Here is an 18,984-nt window from a genome sequence, read left to right on the forward strand (position 1 = left end):
AACGTCGTCCCCGCGCAGGCGGGGACGACGGGTCAGCACCGCCGTCCGTATGGGGACGACGGGTCAGGACCTCCGTCCGTACGTGGACGACGGGTCAGGACCGCTGTGCGTGGACGGCGATGAAACGACGCGGACTTTGGCTTAAGCCGCCACGCCCGCCTCATGCGCCTGCTGATCCGCGTGATACGACGAGCGCACCATCGCGCCCACGGCCGCGTGCACGAAGCCCATCTCGTACGCCTTCTCTTCGAACATTTTGAAGGTGTCCGGATGCACGTAGCGGCGCACCGGCAGGTGCGAGTTCGACGGGGCCAGGTACTGGCCGATGGTCAGCATGTCGATATCGTGCGCGCGCATGTCGCGCATCACTTCCAGGATTTCCTCGTCGGTCTCGCCCAGGCCCACCATCAGGCCGGATTTCGTCACGGCGCTCGGGTACTTGGCCTTGAAGTCGCGCAGCAGCACCAGCGAGTGCTGGTAGTCGGCGCCCGGACGCGCTTCCTTGTACAGGCGCGGCACGGTTTCCAGGTTGTGGTTCATCACGTCCGGCAGGCCGTCGGCGAAGATGTTCAGCGCTTTTTCCAGGCGGCCGCGGAAGTCCGGCACGAGGACTTCGATCTTGGTGTTCGGCGACAGCGCGCGCGTCTTCTGGATGCATTCGACGAAGTGGCCGGCGCCGCCGTCGCGCAGGTCGTCGCGGTCGACGGAGGTGATCACGACGTACGACAGGCGCAGGTCGGCGATGGTCTTGGCGAGGTTACCCGGCTCGTTGACGTCGAGCGGGTCCGGGCGGCCGTGGCCGACGTCGCAGAACGGGCAGCGGCGCGTGCACTTGTCGCCCATGATCATGAAGGTCGCGGTGCCCTTGCCGAAGCATTCGCCGATGTTCGGGCAGCTGGCTTCCTCGCACACGGTGACGAGGTTGTTGGCGCGCAGGATGTCCTTGATCTCGTAGAAGCGCGTCGACGGGCTGGCCGCCTTCACGCGGATCCAGTCCGGCTTTTTCAGGCGCTCATGTTGTTCGAGCGGCACGATCTTGATCGGGATGCGCGACGTCTTGCTCGCGCCTTTCTGCTTTTCGCTGGCGTTGTAGGAAGCTGCTGCTGCGGTGCCGTTGTCGATTTCGGAAGTCATGTGCGTAAATGCCCTGGTCGGGCTTTCAGTTGATCGTGGCGGCCTGCGCGACCGCTGCGGTTGAAGAGGGTGCCGTGGACAGATGCTGCACGAGGGCGCTGGCGAGGGCCTGCTGCACGTCGGCCAGCGGCGCGTCGATGCCCATCGTCTTCATGTCCACCGTGGCCAGGCCGGAATAGCCGCACGGATTGATCCAGGTGAACGGCGCCAGGTCCATCGCCACGTTCAGCGACACGCCGTGGTAGGTGCAGCCGTTGCCGCGCACCTTCAGGCCCAGCGCGGCGATCTTGGCGCCGCGGCGCGGACCGTCGGCGATATAGATGCCGGGCGCGCCTTCGACGCGTTCTCCCGCCAGATTATACGCCGCCAGCACATCGATGACCGCCTGCTCGATCTTGTTGACGAACTGGCGCGCATACAGCTTGCCGCCCGGCTTGTTGCGGCGCAGGTCCATCAGCAGGTAGATCACGACCTGGCCGGGGCCGTGGTACGTGACTTCGCCGCCGCGGTCCGTCTGCACCACGGGGACGTCGTGCTCCAGGGTGCTCAGGAGGTGGCCGCGGTCGGCGCCCAGCCCGAGCGTGAACACGGGCGGATGCTCGACGATCCACAACTCGTCGGGCGTGTCGGACGTGCGCGCATCCGTGAAGGCGCGCATCGCGGCAAATACGGGTTCGTAGTCGGCGCGGCCAAGCTCACGGATGACCGGGTCGCGAACGACCGGACGGTTCGCTTGCATGGATAGGATCTTTGAAGGGATACCCCGTCATTATAAGCCAGCCTGATGGCGGGCGCTGCAAACCCCGCCCGGGACGCGGGGCTGGACGCAACAGGTTTTACAGGACGATTTTCACCATCGGGTGCGACGAGAGCTCGCGGTACAGGTTGTCGAGCATCTCGCGGCTGGTGGCGCGCACGATCACGGTCAGGCCCGTATAGGCGCCCTTGGCCGACGGCCGCACTTCCATCTTGCCGGCATGGAAAGTCGGATCGTGGATGGTGACCACTTCGACGATGGCGGTGGCGAAATCGTCGTGCGTCGGGCCCATGACCTTGATCGGGAAATCGCTCGGGTATTCGATGAGGGAATCTTTCGGGTCCATGGCCACTCCTATTCTAAAACAGCATTGTAGCCAAACCGGTCCGACTTCGCCCGATCAGCGCTCCCTCTGGTTCCGCCCGCGCTCGTCGACGTGCTGGTGGTGCGCCTCGGCCTTTGCCGGCGCCGGGGCGGGCGCGGGTGCCGGTGCCGGTGCCGCGGCGGGTGCCGGCCGCGGGGCCATCGGCATGGGCGGCGGCGCCGGGCGCTCGACGGGCGGTGCCGGCCGCTCGACGCGTGCCTCCGTGCGTTCGATCCTCGGCTCCTGCCGTTCGAAGCGCGGCTGCGGGCGTTCGATCCTCGGCTCCGGCCGTTCGAAGCGCGGCTGCGGGCGTTCGAAGCGCGGCTGCGGGGCCGGTGCGACCGGTGCCATCACCGGCTGCGGCTGCGGCTGCGGCTGCGGTTGCGGCTGCGGCTGCGGCTGCGCCGATTGCACCGGCTGCCGGTTGCGGCGCATCTCTTCCAGCTGTTCGCGACGCTCGTCGCGTTCGCGGCGCCAGCCGCCGGGCACGCCCGCGGGCGGCATTGCCTGCGGTTGCTGGATCGTCGGGCCGACCGGCGACAGCGGCTGCGGCGCTTGATGCGGCGTCGGGCTCGTCACGGTGCTCAAGGGCTGCGACGGCAGGTGCGGCGTCGGACTCGTGACCGGCAACCCCTGCGCCGGCGCCGCCTGCGGCACCGTCAGCACCTGTCCCGGCGCGCGCTGGCGCACGAAGCCGTCGCGCTCGCTGCGCCCGGTCTCGATGCGGCGTTCGCGGCCCGGGTCCACGTGGCGGCCGTCCATGCGGGCGATGCCGACCGGGCCACGGTTGGCGTCGCGGTCGCGGTCGCGGTCGTGGTCGTGGTCGTGGTCGTGGTCGTGGTCGCGGTCGTGGTCGCGGTCGTGGTCGCGATCATGGTCGCGGTTCGGCCAGTTCGGCCGCGCCGGCGCGGCGGGCGGCGCGCCCGTCGGGACGTTGCGCACGAGCGCAGGCGGCACCGTCGCGATCGGCGTGCGCGGCACATTGATCCGGCCCGGCCGGCCGAAACGGTCCTGCGGCACGACCGTGAGACCCTGCGGACGGTAGTCGCGCGGCCGGTGCGGGTTGTCGCGCACGTGCTCGTTCAGCCAGCGCAGGTGATTGTCCGGCGCGTGCCAGGTCGGGACGTAGCGGTCGTGCGGCGTCAACGGATACCAGCCGGTGGCGGGCAGCGGATGATGGCGGTCGCGGAAGGTGAGGTTCCAGCCGTCCCCGCCGACCCAGCCGACGAGCGCCGGCGCCCAGACCAGGTGCTCGTGGCGGCGGCCGGGCGCCCAGGCCCAGCGGTTGTGCACGTGCACCCAGCGGCCGTAGTGGAACGGCGCATAGCCCCACGGCGCGTTGTCGACCCAGGTCCAGCCCCACGGGTCGAGCCACGTCCAGCTGCCGTCGCGGTACGGCACCCAGGTGGACGCCACGGTCGGGGTCCACAGCGGGCCGTAGTCGGCGTCCTCGCGCCAGCTGCCGTAGCGGTCGAGGTCTTCGTAGCCCGTCATCTCGCTCGTCACGTAGCGGCTCGAGGCGGCGTTGTCGTCGTAGCGGTCGCGCACGAGGGCCCACTCGTCGAAGGCGTCGCGCACGGCGGCCGACGTGCGCACGTCGTCGTCGCCCACCTCGGCGCGCCGGCCGGCGCGCAGGGTCAGCTGCGAATCGCTGTCCTCGACGAGCGCCACGCCGTCGAACACGGTGACGGCACTGGTGTCGCGCACGCGCTCGGCGTCGATGCGCACACGGCCCGGCTGCTGCAGGCGGATGCGCGCCTGCGGGGTCTCGAGCTCGAAGCCGGCCAGCACATCGGCGTTGAGCACGCGCACGCTGGCGCTGCCGTAGTGCAGGCGCAGGTGCAGCGCGTCGTCGTCCAGCTGCAGCACTTCCAGCGAGGAATCGCCGTCCAGGCGGATCGACGTCGAGCCGATGCGCAGTTCCGTGCGCGCGCCGTCCGCCGTCGTGATCGTGTTGCCGGAGGTGACGGGCCAGTTGACCTGCGCCGCCATCATCTCGGCGCCGATGTCGCTGCCGATGGTGACCTGGCCCTGGGCCAGTGCGACGCGCCCCACGCGCGCGGGCGGATCGGCCGCCGCGGCCAGCGCCGTCAGGGTAGAGAATGCGAGGAGGACGGCTGTTTTCACGACGCGGTTCGGCATGATGTCTCCAGGGGGATAAGGTATTTTTTGTTATGGGCGCAGGCGCACTGCGTCTACTGCATTACAACGCACGGACATCGTACACGGCGACACGAATTACAAATGGTTGCGAAATGTATCGGCCGGATACGAACGTCAGCCGTGGCCGGGCTTGACGAAGAACAGCAGGGCACCGACGGCGACCAGCACGCCGCCGAAGAAACGGTTCTGCATCCTGACGGCGCGCGGATCGCGGAACCAGCGCTGCATGGTCGACGCCAGCAGGGCATAGCCGTGCATCACGGTGGTGTCGATGGTGACCATCGTCGCGCCGAGGATCGCCAGCTGCGGCAGCACCGGCGCATTCTGCGAGATGAATTGCGGCAGCACGGCGACCATGAAGATGATCCCTTTCGGGTTGGTCGCATTGGTCAGGAAACCGGTCAGCACGCGGCGGCCGAACGTCGGATGCGCGGCCAGGCCCGCCGTCGGCACGCCGCTCGCCACGGCTTTCGAACGCCACTGGCCGATGCCGAGCCAGATCAGGTACAGCGCGCCGACGACCTTGACGACGGTGAACGCGATCTCCGACGCGATCAAGAGCGAACCGACGCCGGCGCCGGCGATCGCCAGCACGAGCACGAGGCCCAGCTGCAGGCCCAGCACGGTGGCGCTGGCCTTTTTGAGGCCGTACGCAAGGCCATGCGACATCGACAGGATGGCACCGGAGCCGGGAGAGATGGCGATCAGGGTGCCCGCGACGACGAAGGCGATCCAGGTGGCGAAGCTCATGGGGAAAAGCGGAAGGGAATGGGAAAGGACGCGGGCATGGCACACGGCGCCGGCGATTGCCGGACGGCCGCGGCCAGCCGCGGGGTACTGCTTACTTCTTCTTCGGGTTGACGGCGGCCTTCAGGGTCGCACCGGCAGCGAAGCGCGGGGTCTTCGATGCGGCGATCTTGATGACTTCGCCGGTTGCCGGGTTGCGACCCTTGCGGGCTGCGCGCTTGGTGACCGAGAACGTGCCGAAGCCGGTGATGCCGACCGTGTCGCCTTTTTTCAGACGCTCGGTGATGATGTCGATGATGGTGTTCACTGCATCGTTCGCAGCGGCGCCCGACATCTCGGTACGCTTCGCAAATTCAGCGATCAGTTCGCCTTTTTTCATAAATCCTCCGGGTTGAAAGAGCCGGAAGATTAGCATAATTAATTGCTCTGTGTAATCTTCTTACACGCCATACACCCTGTATTGGCGGGGTTTATGCGATTTAATCGCTCAAGCCGCCGCCGGATTGGCGTCGCCGCTGGCCAGGCGCAGGCGCAGCGCGGCGTTGATCAGCGTCTGGTAACCGGTGCCGGTGCGCTCCGCGCGCAAGCGGAATTCGTCCAGGACTTCGTCGTCGAGATAGATGGTGATGCGGGTCTTGCGCTTGGGAGGGCGGGCACGGCGGCGCGGAACGGTCGGCAGATCGAGATTCGGATTCATGGGCATCTCCTTCAGGTCGGAAAGGCTGCTGCACCGCAGCCAATGTTGTCACTATACGTATCGTCCGGTGCCGTCTGTATGGGAAAGCGACGAGATGCAGATTTTCGGGTTTGAAATGCAGAAAACGCGCCTGAACCGCGATCCTGAACAGATGGCCCGCTCGGTTAAGATGTGGCGACATTGATACTGAGGAGCGGTACATGGCTGCAGGAAGTTTATTGGCACTCATCGACGACATCGCCAGCGTGCTCGACGACGTGGCCCTGATGAGCAAGGTAGCGGCCAAGAAGACGGCCGGCGTGCTGGGCGACGACCTCGCCCTCAATGCCCAGCAGGTAACGGGCGTGCATGCCGACCGCGAGCTGCCCGTCGTGTGGGCGGTGGCGCTGGGCTCGCTGCGCAACAAGGCGATCCTCGTGCCGGCCGCGCTCGCCATTTCCGCCTTCGTGCCGCAGGCGATCACGCCCATGCTGATGCTGGGCGGCGCCTATCTATGCTTCGAGGGTTTCGAAAAGGTCGCCCATAAACTCCTGCACAGCGCCGCCGAGGATGCCGCGCACGAAGAAGAACTGGCGACGGCACTGGCGACCGACGCCGACATGCTCACGGTCGAGAAAGACAAGATCAAGGGCGCGATCCGCACCGATTTCATCCTGTCGGCGGAGATCATCGTGATCGCGCTGGGCGTCGTCAACGAACAGGGCGCCTCGTTCGGCACGCAGGTGGCGGCGCTCGTCGCGGTGGCGGTCGCCATGACGATCGGCGTCTACGGCATCGTGGCCGGCATCGTCAAGATCGACGACCTCGGCCTGTACCTGAGCCGCCGCGCCAGCGCGGCCGCGCGCGCGATCGGCAACCTGCTGCTGGCGGCGGCGCCGCGCCTGATGAAGGCGCTGTCCGTGATCGGCACGGTGGCCATGTTCATGGTCGGCGGCGGCATCATCGGCCACGCGTTCGCACCGCTGCACCACCTGGCGACCGATGCCGCCGCGGTCGTGGCCGGCGTACCGGTCGCGGGCCGCCTGCTGGCGGCCGTCGCGCCGGGCGTGGTCGATGCCGCGGCCGGCGTGCTGGTCGGCGCGGCCGTGCTGGTGGGCGTGACGCTGGTGCAAAAACTGCGCGGCAAGAGGCACTGAGCGATCCGCGGCGGTGCACGCATGCACCGCGCATGCACACCTGTTGCGTCCGTACATCTATGCGGCCTGATTGAATTGACAACGATAACAAGCACGCCCCACTATCAATACGGGCTTGTCGTCAATCAAGCTCGACAGGATTGCGGTATTTCTCAACCCGCCGCCCCGCGGGCCGTGGACCAAGAATAAGGAACAAGAGAATGCAACAACGATTTGTGCCGGAAAAAACCGTACTCGCCCTTTCCATCGCCGCGCTGTTCGCCGGCCCTGTCCTCGCCCAAGCCCAGGACACCACGGCCGACGGCGCCACCGCCACGGTCGTCGTGACCGGTACCCGCGTGGCCAACCGCACGGCGCTCGATACCGCGTCCCCCGTCGACATCATCTCCGCCGACACCCTCAAAACGACGGGTTCGACGGAACTGAACCAGGCCCTGTCGGTGGCGCTGCCGTCGCTGAACTTCCCGCGTCCCGCGCTGACGGACGGCACCGACACGATCCGCCCGGCCACCCTGCGCGGCATGGCGCCGGACCAGAGCCTCGTGCTCGTGAACTCCAAGCGCCGCCACACGTCGGCGCTGGTGAACCTGAACGGCTCGATCGGCCGCGGCTCGGCCGCCGTCGACCTGAACACGGTCCCGTCGGCGATCGTGAAGAACATCGAGGTGCTGCGCGACGGCGCGGCCGCGCAATACGGCTCGGACGCGATCTCGGGCGTCGTCAACGTCCGCCTGCGCACCGACCGCAGCGGCGGCGAAGGCACGCTCACCTACGGCGCCCACGTCACCGAATACGACCTGTTGAACGACGTGGCCCCGGCCGGCGCCACCTGGACCGGCCCGAACTCGCGCAAGCGCACGGACGGCCAGACGACCACCGTCAGCGCCTGGAAAGGCCTGCCGCTGGGCGACTCGGGCTTCATCACCCTCGCCGCCGAATACAAGAACCAGGAGCACGTGGAGCGCAGCGGCTACGACATGCGCCAGCTGTATTCGAAAGTGAACGGCGCCTACGATCCGCGCGAGCTGACCATCAACCGCTTCGACGCCTGGTACGGCGATCCGGAGATGCAGCAGAAGACCGTGTTCGTCAACTTCGGCGACAACCTGACGCCCGACGTGAAATTCTACGGCTGGAGCAGCTACCAGCTGCGCGACGCGCGCTCGGCCGGCTACTTCCGCATGCCGCAGGACTCGCGCAACGTGCAATCGATCTACCCGAACGGCTTCCTGCCGATCATCGCGCCGACCGTCGAAGACTTCAGCGCCGCCGCCGGCATGAGCTGGAGCCTGGGCGAGTGGGACATGGACACGTCGCTCGTGTACGGCCAGAACGGCATGAACTACGACATCCAGAACACGCTGAACGCGTCGATCGGCCCGACCAGCAAGACGGTGTTCGACGCGGGCGGTTTCTCGTACAACCAGCTCGTCTACAACCTCACCGGCGTGCGCAAGTACGACGTGGCCGGCCTCGCCTCGCCGCTGAACGTGGCGGTCGGCACCGAGGCGCGCCGCGAAGGCTACGAGATGCACGCGGGCGAGCCGGATTCCTGGCGCAACGGCGGCGTGATCCTGCCGAGCGGCGTCCCGGCCGCCTCGGGCGCGCAGGTGTTCCCGGGCTTCCGTCCGGCCAACGCGTCGCACACGTCGCGCACCGCGGTCGGCGTGTTCGTCGACGTCGAGGCGAACGTCACCGACAAGCTGCTCGCGTCCGCCGCGATCCGCGAAGAGCACTACAACGACTTCGGCAACAACGTGTCGGGCAAGCTGGCCGGCCGCTTCGACTTCACCAAGAACTTCGCGCTGCGCGGCTCGGTGCAGAACGGCTTCCGCGCGCCGTCGCTGCAGCAGCAACGCTTCACGTCGACGTCGACCAACTTCATCAACGGCATCCCGTACGAGATCACGACGTTCACGCCGAACGACCCGGTCGCCGTCGCGCTGGGCGCCAAGCCGCTGAAAGCCGAGAAGTCGACCAACTTCTCGCTCGGCGCCGTGATGCGTCTCGCCCCCGTCAGCCTGACGGTGGACGCCTACCGCATCAACGTGCGCGACCGCATCGTGCTGTCGGAAAACCTGACGTCGACCGCGGTGCGCAACTACATCGTGTCGCAGGGCTTCTCGGGCGTTGGCGGCGGCCGCTTCTTCATCAACGGCGTCAACACCAACACCGAGGGCGTGGACGTCGTGGCCAGCCTGCCGTACAACGCGGGCGCCGCGGGCCACTTCGACTTCACCCTGGCCGGCAACGTCAACCATACGCACGTGACCAAGGTCCCGACCACCGCCCAGCTGGCCGCGCTGAATCCGGCGCCCGTGCTGTTCGACCGCGTGAACGTGCTGACCCTGGAAAAGGGCCAGCCGAAGAACAAGATCACGGCGAGCGCCAACTGGAAGCTGAACCAGTGGGGCGTGACCGCGCGCGCCACCCGCTACGGCGACGTGCTGGCGCCGGGCACGACGGCCGCCTTCGACTACACGCTGAAGGCCAGGACGATCGTCGACCTGGAAGCCCGCTACGCGCTGACCCGTCAAATGAGCCTGGCGCTGGGCGCGGACAACCTGTTCGACCAGTACTCGGAAACGCTGCCGCCGGCGCTGAACACGACCAGCAACACGCCGTTCTCGAACTACACCCCGTTCGGCAACAACGGCCGCTACGTGTATGCGCGCGCGACGTACAGCTTTTGATTACGCTTGACTGAACGACGGCGTATCGTGAAGAAGCCCCTGAGCAGGGGCTTCTTTTTTTGAGAACCGAACTATTGCCCGGCAAAGCTTCCAGTCGTGGCGATCAACTCGGCACCGCAAGTGGTCTTGTGCCCTTCGTAGGCGACCGCGATTCCATCGATGAGATGATGCGGATCGCCCTCGGCAATCGTGCAGTGTTCATGGCCGTTGATCGGACAACTGCATGGATCGCCGACACGGGCGACCGCAATGCCGTCGACCGTGAAATGCGTCGCGCTGACGCTTTCGACCTTGCCGCCATGGCTCGTGCCGTCGCCGAGACGAATGACATTGCGCATGATTCAGCCTTTGTGGGGCGGCGGGGCGTCTTCGCTGCGTTCGCCCTTGGCGTCGGTTGCGGGCGTTCGTGCCGCCACGTCGGCATGCGAGGGCGCATCGTCGTAGCCGACCAGTTTCCATACGGTCGCCGTACGGTAGGAAGGGATTTCACCCTTGAGCTTTTGCCATAAGGACGGTTTGCCCAACGTAATTGCATGGGGCATGATGTCGCCAGCCTTGACGTGCTGGCTCCCGCCGCCGTTCTTGTCCGGTGCGTCGTCGGATGCCCACCAGCCAGTTTGCGGGCAGGTGCGCCCGGTTGCGGCAAGCTCGCCCAGGGGACGGCGCGGTCCGGCATCGGCGACGTTTGCCGGCGCGGTGTCCGTCGGGCGTACACGGATCGTGCTGGTGATCCGGTCCCAGACCGCGACGGCTTCGTCATCGGTCAGGCTGGCCTTGGTTGCTCCGGCGACATTGTCGTCAACGCCGGTCTGCATTCGTATGTCCAGATACGGTTTGTAGGGGTCCGACGGCACACCCTTGAAATCCATGCCGAAGTCATGGATCGGATGGGCTTCCGGCTGGTCCGGCGTGTGCGACAAGGCCTCGAAGCCGCCCACCCAGTCATGGATCTGACGATCTCCCCTGCGCAGGTATCTGGTCTTCAATCGAGGGTGATTCGGGTCTTCGGCTTTCAGTCTCTTCTCGAGCCGCTCGAGTTGCCATTTCAGCGAGTTACTTTCGTCATTATGCGGATTCGATGGCCGGACGAAAATCGACAAGTGCGTGTCCGGGAATTCCTTCAGCCGGAAGCCGACGCGGATCAGTTCGCCCAGGTGCGCCTTGTCGGCGGCCGGATCATCCGGCAGGAAGGCATATTCGATGCAGTTGCCGGGCTCGGTAGGGATTTCGTTTTCGGGCAGTCGACGCAGGCGGCGGGCGATGCTTTTTATGTCCGCGATAGTTTCGTCTTTTTCGTCTCGCATAGGACGAGAATCGATGACGACGCCGTCCTTGTTCATTCTGAAATACCCGTTGATCTTGAGGTCATCGAGGGACTCAAAATCCTCATACCCGGTAACTATTTTTCCTTCCGGCTGGCTTATTTCGTCAATAGCCAAGAGCAACGGTACATAATTTTTATTAATATTCTTTTCACTTTTTAGTTTATCTATGAATTTTTTCTCGAGTTCTTTAACCTCATCCACTCCATCAGGATAAACGGCAACGCCAAGAGGAACACTGACATCGCCCCATGCTACCGTCGCCGACACCGGCACGTCGACCAGGAATCGCCCGAAGCAAACAGTTTTGGTTTTTTCGAACATCGCTTGCAGGCGCGGCGTAAGTTTCGTCATATTCGGCGTCCTCCATTCTCTTGGATTCGGGTCACAGGCGATCAGCGCCAACATGGCGGCACAAAGAAAAAGCGGACGGATGCGTTGGAACGTATTCATATAAGGATTCTCCTTAACATGTCCACGCTGCGCTCTGGGCAATGCGCACGATGCTGTACAACGTCGACGCGATGGCACGCGGGTCTTTATAACTGGATTGATGTTCGTAACCGGTCTGACGAAAAATCCCCTTGAAGACGCCACTTCTCAATTGATGATCGGCCGACTTGGCGGACACGGTTTGGTCGCCTGGCGCCGAAGGGGGAAGAATGGTCGCGAATATCGATGTCGGCGTTTCTTCATTGAAGGGCAGCGCGCCGATATTGTTGTCATCAGGATCGTAACGTACGAGTTCAACTCTGCCTTGCTTGGTGTCGCTCAGAATAGGCCAGCCCTGCCAGCCCGCGAGATTGGCGCAGTTCTTGTCGATTTCCCATATGACTTCGCCAAAGCTCCGCCGCGCCGAGTCTGCGCCATAGTGCGCGTAACTATTGGGATGAAATGTGTTTACGATCTTCTGATGGAAAATCCGGGTCTTATCGAGATAATTGCATGTCCGCTTAAATGTACCTCCTCCGTGGCCTGCTTCCAGACCGGACGGATTGATCCAGTCTTCCCTAAATAGCGAATACCACTTACCCTTTATCTTGTATATTTCACTGTACGGGTTGCCTTGCTTGGGCCATGTCTCCAGATCGCGGCCATTGTGCGTCACGCGCAACCAGCCATTCCCATAGGACTCGCTCGGCAACAGTTCCAAGCCGCCTCGCGCATTTGCCAATACTGCCGTGACCTCGTCGCCATGATTGCCAGCCACCTTGGCCGCAAGACTTTCCTCAGGGGCCGACATGATGCCCGGATCCTCGAAACCTGCACGCATGCGCTTGTAGGCGGCCGGGGCGCCGATCGCGGGCATCACGCCGTGTACGATGCCCAGCACTTTGTCCCGCAAGTTGCCGTAATCGGGATGCACTAGCGCCCGCCCCACGATCCCGCCCATGGAGTGTGTCACGACGATCACCTGGTTGCATTCATAGCCGGACTGCTTGAACTCGTCGATGACCCGGTTGATGCGGACGGCGATCAGCCTGGCGCTGTCGCCATTGGACTGCAGCCAGTTATAACCAAATGCATACACGGCAAACCAACAACCGGTGACGACTTTCCTGAGTTCATCCTCGCTCAACGCCTGCTGTGGCAAGGTGGGATCGGCAAGCCAGGTGTTGGGATCAACGCCGATGACATCGCGCCACTCATGACGTAGCTTGCCGTCAGAAAAAGTATTGTTGAGGCGCGATTCAAGATGCTGAAGCAATTCCCCATAGCTCTTAAAGAAAACTTCTCCCCAGCCGCGCGCCCGCGCCTTTTGCACGGCGGTGCGCCTGTTCTTCGCGGTAGGCGAATCGTCGGTCAGCAACGGCGAATCGAAGGTCTTATCGAGTTTGATATTGCCATGCCGACCATCGCCGCTGACATCGGAAGGTCCGGAGGGATCGTAGATATCGACCGTTGTTTGCAGGGGATCCAGCCGCAGTTGGCGCTCTGCAGGGCTTTCGGTGGCCGCACCAGTGATATTCGATGGGCCTAGGACATCCGGTCGCCACGCGATATTGTCTTTTCTGTGCAGTTCATTTTGCCTCTGCTCACTCATGCGCAGATTCGATCCCATGATCCCCGGTAGAAAAATGATCGGTAATACTTTTTTGGGAAGAAACTTGGCGCACTGAGGTTTCTTGTCCTGCTTTGGCGTCGCAAAGCCGTCGGCCTTGCGTGCGGCGTTCTTGTGTTGCTGCGCGGGTAGCGGGTGTTCTGCGTTCGTCATCGTATTGATCCACCTGTCAGTCGTCGAGTGCTTCAACGGTATAGCGTCCGAAGGGAATGGCACTGCTGAAACGCTCGGTCAGGCCGGTCGCATCGGTCCTTCCTTCGATCGTGCGCCCGTCTTCCGTCGTGATCCGATAACGCTGGTTCTTCATCGGTTCGTCGGTGCCTACCCAGCGCAGAACGGTTTGCTGGTCGTGCGCCTCTTCGTTGGCCGGCGACACGACGCCTGCGGGGTTGCCGCCGCCCGGGCGGATATGCGCGAATGTCGACGATTTGATCGTGTGTTCGCCACTGCTTTGCTGTGTAATGGTGCCGCCACCAATATCCACTTGAGCGCCTTGCGATACGACACGTACCTTGGGCGCCTGCAGCACGATTTCCTCGGACGCCGTCAGCACGATGCGCTTTGAGGAAGTAAGTTCGATGTCGTCGCCATGGGTCTGCAATTCGACCTTGCCGCTGGCCGCAATGAGTTTGATGCCGAGCCGATGGGCGAACAGGCTGATACTCTCCGACACACGTGCCAGTAATTTCCTGCCGACCGAAAGCTGAGTATTACCGAGACTCAGCACATCGATATGCGTTTGTGCGCCTATCGCAACGTTGTCCTGGCTCGTCATTGCCAAGCCTGCGGGTGCGGACAGCGCCACCACGGGTTGGCCACCGTCGCCTGCGCTGCCGTTTCCGGTATTGCTGCCGCCTTCCCATTGGTTCAGGTAACCAATCAGTTGCTTGAGCTGCTTGTCATCGGTCCCGTCGGCATGGTGCGCTGCCGACAATTCGGACACATGGTGCAGCACACCTTGCAACGCTTCGACCAGACCGGTCAACTCGCTACGATCCAATTGTTTGCCGCTTGCTCGTTGCCGCGCAGCGGCACTGATGAGCACACCTTGGGCGCCTCGTATCGCGACGGCATGGTCACTGCGCAGCTCTGCTCCCTCTCCCCGCGCCTCGCCTTTTCCCGCGCTGCGGGGATGGGTGAGCCAGCCCAGATTCAATTCGGCATGGCCGTGTTGGGATGACAACTGGGCATTGATCTGCCCCGGCGTGTCATCCAACCGTAGCTGGTTATACCGAGTTCCTTGCGCTTCCTTGCTTTTGATACCGGCCAAGTACTTATTCCCAGGCAGCGCTCCAATGCGACTGAATGAAGGCGGCGGTGCCGCGCCGCCGTAGACCTGCGCTACGATGACTGGCTTGTCCGGGTCGCCGCCAAGGAAATCGACGAGGACTTCATCGCCCACACGAGGCAGCGTAATCGTCCCCCAGCCATTGCTGGCCCACGTGCTGGCGACACGTACCCAGGCGGAGTCCCGGTCACTATTGCTTGCGCCGGCACCATGTGCATGGACATGGTCTTCTTCACGGGTGCCCGGGAAGCGCACCTTGACCCGCCCGTATTCGTCGCAATGTATTTCTTCGCCGGGCGGCCCGACCACGATCGCGCTCTGCAACTGTGGTCGTGACAGATCGGTACGTGGATCGAAAGCTGGAACAATCGGGATATCACGCCGCACGCAGGAAAAGCGGTTGGTATAACGCGTAGCGCGCTCCTCGCTGGCCTGCTGCAGACCGTTATTGGACTGACCGTCGCCCCAACGGTTAAGCGCAAACAAGCGCCGAACCCGGTCGTCGATCGTCTTCGGAAGATTGTTCTCCGCGTCGACCTCGAGGCCTGTAATAACGAATTCCCGATCTTTCGCGGGATGCGTGTCAATCTCGTAATGGCCGCTCAGGGCAATCCATTGACCGACACACAAAGTGCGCACACTGCCTTCTCCGTAAAAGCACTTGGATTCGTATTCATGGCGCTTCATGCGCAAGTCGCCGAGTTTCAGATAGTCGCCGTCGCTGTCGCCCGCATGCGGCACGTCGACAAGATAGTCGTCGAGACCGGCTGCGAATCGATTACCTGTTCCGCCCTGAGCGACGCAAGACGACGCATAGCTGGTCATTGGACGGCCCTGCATGCAATCCCAGCTGTGACGGGTCGCCTTGCCCGGCTTGAGCCTTCGTACCGGACTCCAGGCGGTAATAGTGTCCCGCTCTTCCGTCCCATCGTCCCGGTGATAACGCACAGTACCAGCGACGTTTTGCGGCAGCGTATATGCGTCGTCGCACAACACCAGGAAGTGGGATGAGACACCGGTCTCTCGCGGCTGGCTGGATTGCCCGGCGCGCATGAACCACGCGATGCCGCGTCGTTTCCATAGCCGGCGCAGAAAGTCGGCATCGGATTCGTTGTGCTGCATCGTGAATTCCCGTTTCGGGTAACTCCCGGAAACGTGCGACCAATCCACGTCGAATGCCTTGGCAAGCACGGGATTGGTCTGGCGCCACTCATTCAGAATGACTTCGGTGATTTCCAGTTCATTCATGTTGCGGAAAACCCGGGTATTGATCCGGTGCGCCATCAATGCCAACGCATCGCGCATGACCAGCTCGTACGTGGCGAGCCCGCCATCGCTCTGGCCGGCGGCGGCTTGCGCCACAATGCCGCAGACGGCATGTAAATCGCCGCGGTCCGTCACGAACTGGATTTCAGCAGGCAAGGCGATGAATTCCTTCAACTGGAGATCGGCGTGCGTCGAAACGCAGAGAAGCCGATAATCCACGCCACCACACATCGTTTCGGTTCCAGTAACGCGCTTGATCATCAAAACGTTGTCTAACACGTGCTTCGCATGCGACAGCCGCAAACGGATGGGGCGTCCTGTGCCGGACCAGCCATTGAAAGTCTCTGTCGAAACCCTGAGATCCAATCTAACCTCCTATCCGGAAAACCCGCTTCGACAATTCGGAAGTCGCAATCACCAGCAAATCAGGCGTGCATTGATCGATGGTACGGACGGGAGCGTGGCGAAATATGACGTTAATCAAATTCCGGCTAGCATCAGTGGCGATTGAGGTAACCTCGGATTCCGGACATTACCGCCAAGCTTCCGCAGCGTGTTCGAGCGGGAAGCCGACGTGGCGAGCTGCGCAACGAAGCGTCCAATGCTAGTATCGAGGTAAAGATATTCTTTGGCCCGACGCGATACGTCGCCACTCTTCTGGCTAGGCAAACATGACCATCACGATCACCGCATTCGAACGTTCACCGGACGGCGGCCGCGGCCTCGCGCGCGACACGCGCGTGCGCTGGGCGCTGGAGGAAGCAGGGCTGCCGTACGACGTCCGCCTCGTGTCGTTCCGCGCGATGAAGGAACCCGCGCACCTGGCCCTGCACCCGTTCGGCCAGATTCCGACCTATGAAGAAGACGGTCTCGTGCTGTTCGAGACGGGCGCGATCGTCTTTCATATTGCCCAGCACCACGGCAACCTGCTGCCGGCCGACGACCACGCCCGGGCGCGCGCGGTCACGTGGATGTTCGCCGCCGTCAACACGGTGGAACCGCCCATCCTGGAACTCGTCACGGCCCGCATCTTCGAGGGCGACAAGCCCTGGACCAAGGAACGCCTTCCGCTCGTCGAGGAGCGTGTCCGCGACCGCATGAAACAGCTGTCGGCGCGCCTGGGCGATGCCGACTGGCTCGACGGCGCCTTCAGCGCGGGCGACCTCATGATGGTGTCGGTGCTCCTCCGGCTGCGGCCGTCCGGCATCCTGGACGAGTTCCCGGTCCTGGCAACCTACGTCGCGCGCGGTGAGGCGCGGCCCGCCTACCAGCGCGCGTTCGAGGCGCAGCTGGCCGTCAACGCGCCCCATCCCTGACGCCACGCGCCCCCCGTGCGCCCTTACGGCGCGACTTCTTCACCTGGGCCGGACCGGGCGTGCCGGCCTTCATCGCATTCGTCTTCATTTTCTGGTTCATGGTGGCCAAGCCGATTTAGAATCCTTGCTTCGCCAACCAGGAAAGGTTCACCATGCCTCGCATCGGCCGCACACCACTCGGTCTCGCCCTGCTGTTCGCTTTCGGCGCCGCAGCGCACGCCGCACCCGCCGCACCCGCCTGGGTCGCGCGCAGCGACGCCCTTACGCAGCCGGTATTGAAGGACACCGGTAAATACCAGCCCGAGGAATCCACCGCGCTGGGCGACGAAAGCGTCGACACCCAGGTCGCCGACTTCAAGCCGCGCGTCTACGAGCGCGCGCTGGACGACACCGAAAAACGCCTGGCCGTACTCCGCCGCGAGCGCGCGCAAGAGAACGACGTCAAGGTGCGCCAGGACCTCGACATCCTGATCGACTCGCGCGAAAAGATCATCGCCACCATGAAGCTGGAGCACCAGTACCTGCTCGATTACACCAACGTGGGCGAGCTGGTGTACGGCGGCCTGCGCGCCCTGCTCGACCCGCGCAACAAGCCCGAGCGCCAGAAGCTGGCATTGGTCCGCCTGAAGCGCTATGCCGGCAAGGAAGCGGGATATGCCCCGATCGCGACGATCGTGCGCGCCCGCGGCGAGGAACGCCTGGCGAACAAGGCGCTGATCGGCCCGTACGTGAACGAAGTCGAGGAAGGCCTGAACAACAACCAGACCTATATGGACGGCATCGAAGCGATGTTCAGGAAAGCGAACATCACGGGCTGGGAAAGCGACTTCGCGGCGTTGAAGGCGCAGGTCAAGGACTACGACGACTGGGTGCGCAACCGCATCCTGCCGCGCACGCGCAAGGAAGTGCGCCTGCCGGAAGCGATCTACGTGAACCGCCTCGCCAACGTCGGCGTCGACATCGCGCCGGAACAGATGATCGAGCGCGCCGCCTTCGACTTCCAGGAAGTGCGCGACGAGATGCAGGTCGTGGCGGGCACCATCGCCGCGCGCAACCACCTGCCGTCGTCCGACTACCGCGACGTGATCCGCGAACTGAAAAAATCGTCGATCGCGCCCGACCAGCTGCTGCCCTACTACCGCGAGCGTCTGAAGGACATCGAAGGCATGGTGCGGGCCCACGACCTCGTCACGCTGCCCACGCGCGAAGCGAGCATCCGCACGGCCACGCCGGCCGAAGCGGCGCAGACTCCGGCGCCGTTCATGAACCCGCCACGCATGATCGGCAACACGGGAGAATACGGCGAGTTCGTGATTCCGCTGTCGAACCCGAACGCGAAGTCGAAGGCCAAGATGGACGACTTCGACTTCTCCGCCATGGCCTGGACCCTGACCGCGCACGAGGCCCGCCCGGGCCACGAGCTGCAATTCGCGTCGATGGTGGAGCAAGGCATGTCGGTGGCGCGCGCCCGCTTCGCCTTCAACAGCACCAACGTCGAAGGCTGGGGCCTGTATTCGGAAGCGATGATCCTGCCGTACATGCCGCCGGAAGGCCAGCTCGTGTCGCTGCAGGCGCGCCTGCTGCGCATGGCGCGCGCCCTGCTCGACCCGCAGATCAACCTGGGACGCATGACGCCCGCGCAGGCGAAAAGCTTCCTGATGCGCGAAGTCGTGCTGTCCGAACCGTTCGCGCAATCGGAAGTCGACCGCTACGCGTACCGCATGCCGGGCCAGGCGACCGCGTATTACTACGGCTACGTAAAACTGCGCGCGCTGAAGACGCAGGCCGAGATCGCGCTGGGCGACCGTTTCAGCCTGAAGGCCTTCAACGATTTCATCATCGCCCAGGGCATCCTGCCACCGGCGCTGATGAAACAGGCCGTGCTGGACGATTTCATTCCGGCGCAGCTGGGCAGGGTCGCCGCGAAATAACGCGGCGTCCGGACCGGAAGACCCCACGCGGACCGTGCGCCGCCGGACCGCGCGTTGCGGCGACAATATCGTCCCGTCCCGCGCGGACGGCCGGTCAACCGATGGAGG

The 18,984-nt window shown here is 63.9% G+C and carries 16 protein-coding genes; 5 read left to right on the forward strand and 11 right to left on the reverse strand.

Annotated elements, in window-relative coordinates; translation table 11 throughout:
• Positions 1-141 precede the first annotated feature (141 nt).
• The 7 genes from lipA to ASC93_RS03510 all read right to left on the reverse strand — a co-directional run bounded on the left by lipA (position 142) and on the right by ASC93_RS03510 (position 5,862).
• A complete protein-coding gene (gene lipA, locus ASC93_RS03480; RefSeq protein WP_056437121.1) occupies positions 142-1,134 on the reverse strand; it encodes a lipoyl synthase in 993 nt (330 codons plus the stop codon).
• Between the two features lie 25 nt (positions 1,135-1,159).
• Positions 1,160-1,873: a lipoyl(octanoyl) transferase LipB gene (gene lipB, locus ASC93_RS03485; RefSeq protein ID WP_056437125.1), complete on the reverse strand. Its 714-nt coding sequence runs from the start codon at positions 1,871-1,873 to the stop codon at positions 1,160-1,162.
• 97 nt (positions 1,874-1,970) lie between these two features.
• The gene (locus ASC93_RS03490) at positions 1,971-2,237 is read right to left on the reverse strand and encodes a DUF493 family protein (protein ID WP_056437128.1); all 267 of its coding nucleotides are present in this window, start codon (positions 2,235-2,237) and stop codon (positions 1,971-1,973) included.
• Between the two features lie 54 nt (positions 2,238-2,291).
• Positions 2,292-4,397: a DUF6600 domain-containing protein gene (locus ASC93_RS03495; protein WP_056437131.1), complete on the reverse strand. Its 2,106-nt coding sequence runs from the start codon at positions 4,395-4,397 to the stop codon at positions 2,292-2,294.
• A 135-nt stretch (positions 4,398-4,532) separates the two neighbouring features.
• Positions 4,533-5,168 carry a LysE family transporter gene (locus tag ASC93_RS03500; protein WP_056437135.1) on the reverse strand — a complete coding sequence of 212 codons (636 nt, stop codon included), beginning with the start codon at positions 5,166-5,168 and terminating at the stop codon, positions 4,533-4,535.
• Positions 5,169-5,259: 91 nt separating this feature from the next.
• Positions 5,260-5,544 (reverse strand): HU family DNA-binding protein, encoded by a 285-nt coding sequence (locus ASC93_RS03505; protein WP_036239618.1) that lies wholly within the window; start codon positions 5,542-5,544, stop codon positions 5,260-5,262.
• A gap of 108 nt (positions 5,545-5,652) precedes the next feature.
• Entirely contained in the window at positions 5,653-5,862 is a 210-nt protein-coding gene (locus ASC93_RS03510; protein ID WP_056437139.1) for a BrnA antitoxin family protein, read from the reverse strand.
• Here ASC93_RS03510 and ASC93_RS03515 point away from each other — a divergent pair.
• The 3 genes from ASC93_RS03515 (at position 5,861) to ASC93_RS03525 (ending at position 9,691) form a co-directional block, all read left to right on the forward strand.
• Positions 5,861-6,046 (forward strand): hypothetical protein, encoded by a 186-nt coding sequence (locus tag ASC93_RS03515; RefSeq protein WP_056437142.1) that lies wholly within the window; start codon positions 5,861-5,863, stop codon positions 6,044-6,046. The genes ASC93_RS03510 and ASC93_RS03515 overlap by 2 nt on opposite strands.
• Before the next feature lie 16 nt (positions 6,047-6,062).
• Positions 6,063-6,998: a DUF808 domain-containing protein gene (locus ASC93_RS03520; RefSeq protein WP_056437148.1), complete on the forward strand. Its 936-nt coding sequence runs from the start codon at positions 6,063-6,065 to the stop codon at positions 6,996-6,998.
• A gap of 200 nt (positions 6,999-7,198) precedes the next feature.
• Positions 7,199-9,691 carry a TonB-dependent siderophore receptor gene (locus ASC93_RS03525; protein WP_056437156.1) on the forward strand — a complete coding sequence of 831 codons (2,493 nt, stop codon included), beginning with the start codon at positions 7,199-7,201 and terminating at the stop codon, positions 9,689-9,691.
• A 71-nt stretch (positions 9,692-9,762) separates the two neighbouring features.
• On the opposite strand, the gene ASC93_RS03530 is transcribed toward ASC93_RS03525, so the two are convergent.
• From ASC93_RS03530 to ASC93_RS03550, 4 genes are read right to left on the reverse strand one after another with little or no spacing between them, the layout of a single operon-like run.
• Positions 9,763-10,029 (reverse strand): PAAR domain-containing protein, encoded by a 267-nt coding sequence (locus ASC93_RS03530; protein WP_056437159.1) that lies wholly within the window; start codon positions 10,027-10,029, stop codon positions 9,763-9,765.
• Positions 10,030-10,032: 3 nt separating this feature from the next.
• Entirely contained in the window at positions 10,033-11,466 is a 1,434-nt protein-coding gene (locus ASC93_RS30340) for a T6SS immunity protein Tli4 family protein (protein ID WP_157201734.1), read from the reverse strand.
• Between the two features lie 13 nt (positions 11,467-11,479).
• Entirely contained in the window at positions 11,480-13,228 is a 1,749-nt protein-coding gene (locus ASC93_RS03545) for a triacylglycerol lipase (protein WP_056437170.1), read from the reverse strand.
• A 16-nt stretch (positions 13,229-13,244) separates the two neighbouring features.
• Positions 13,245-15,995, reverse strand: a complete 2,751-nt coding sequence (locus tag ASC93_RS03550) for a type VI secretion system Vgr family protein (protein WP_056437172.1) — start codon at positions 15,993-15,995, stop codon at positions 13,245-13,247.
• 305 nt (positions 15,996-16,300) lie between these two features.
• On the opposite strand from ASC93_RS03550, the gene ASC93_RS03555 reads away from it, so the two are divergent.
• Together ASC93_RS03555 and ASC93_RS03560 are read left to right on the forward strand one after the other, a co-directional pair.
• Positions 16,301-16,945 (forward strand): glutathione S-transferase family protein, encoded by a 645-nt coding sequence (locus tag ASC93_RS03555; RefSeq protein ID WP_056437175.1) that lies wholly within the window; start codon positions 16,301-16,303, stop codon positions 16,943-16,945.
• A 152-nt stretch (positions 16,946-17,097) separates the two neighbouring features.
• Positions 17,098-18,876: a DUF885 domain-containing protein gene (locus ASC93_RS03560; protein ID WP_082547744.1), complete on the forward strand. Its 1,779-nt coding sequence runs from the start codon at positions 17,098-17,100 to the stop codon at positions 18,874-18,876.
• Positions 18,877-18,984: the final 108 nt, after the last annotated feature.

Origin of the sequence: Massilia sp. Root335 (assembly GCF_001425685.1) — a bacterium.
GTDB lineage: Bacteria > Pseudomonadota > Gammaproteobacteria > Burkholderiales > Burkholderiaceae_D > Telluria > Telluria luteola.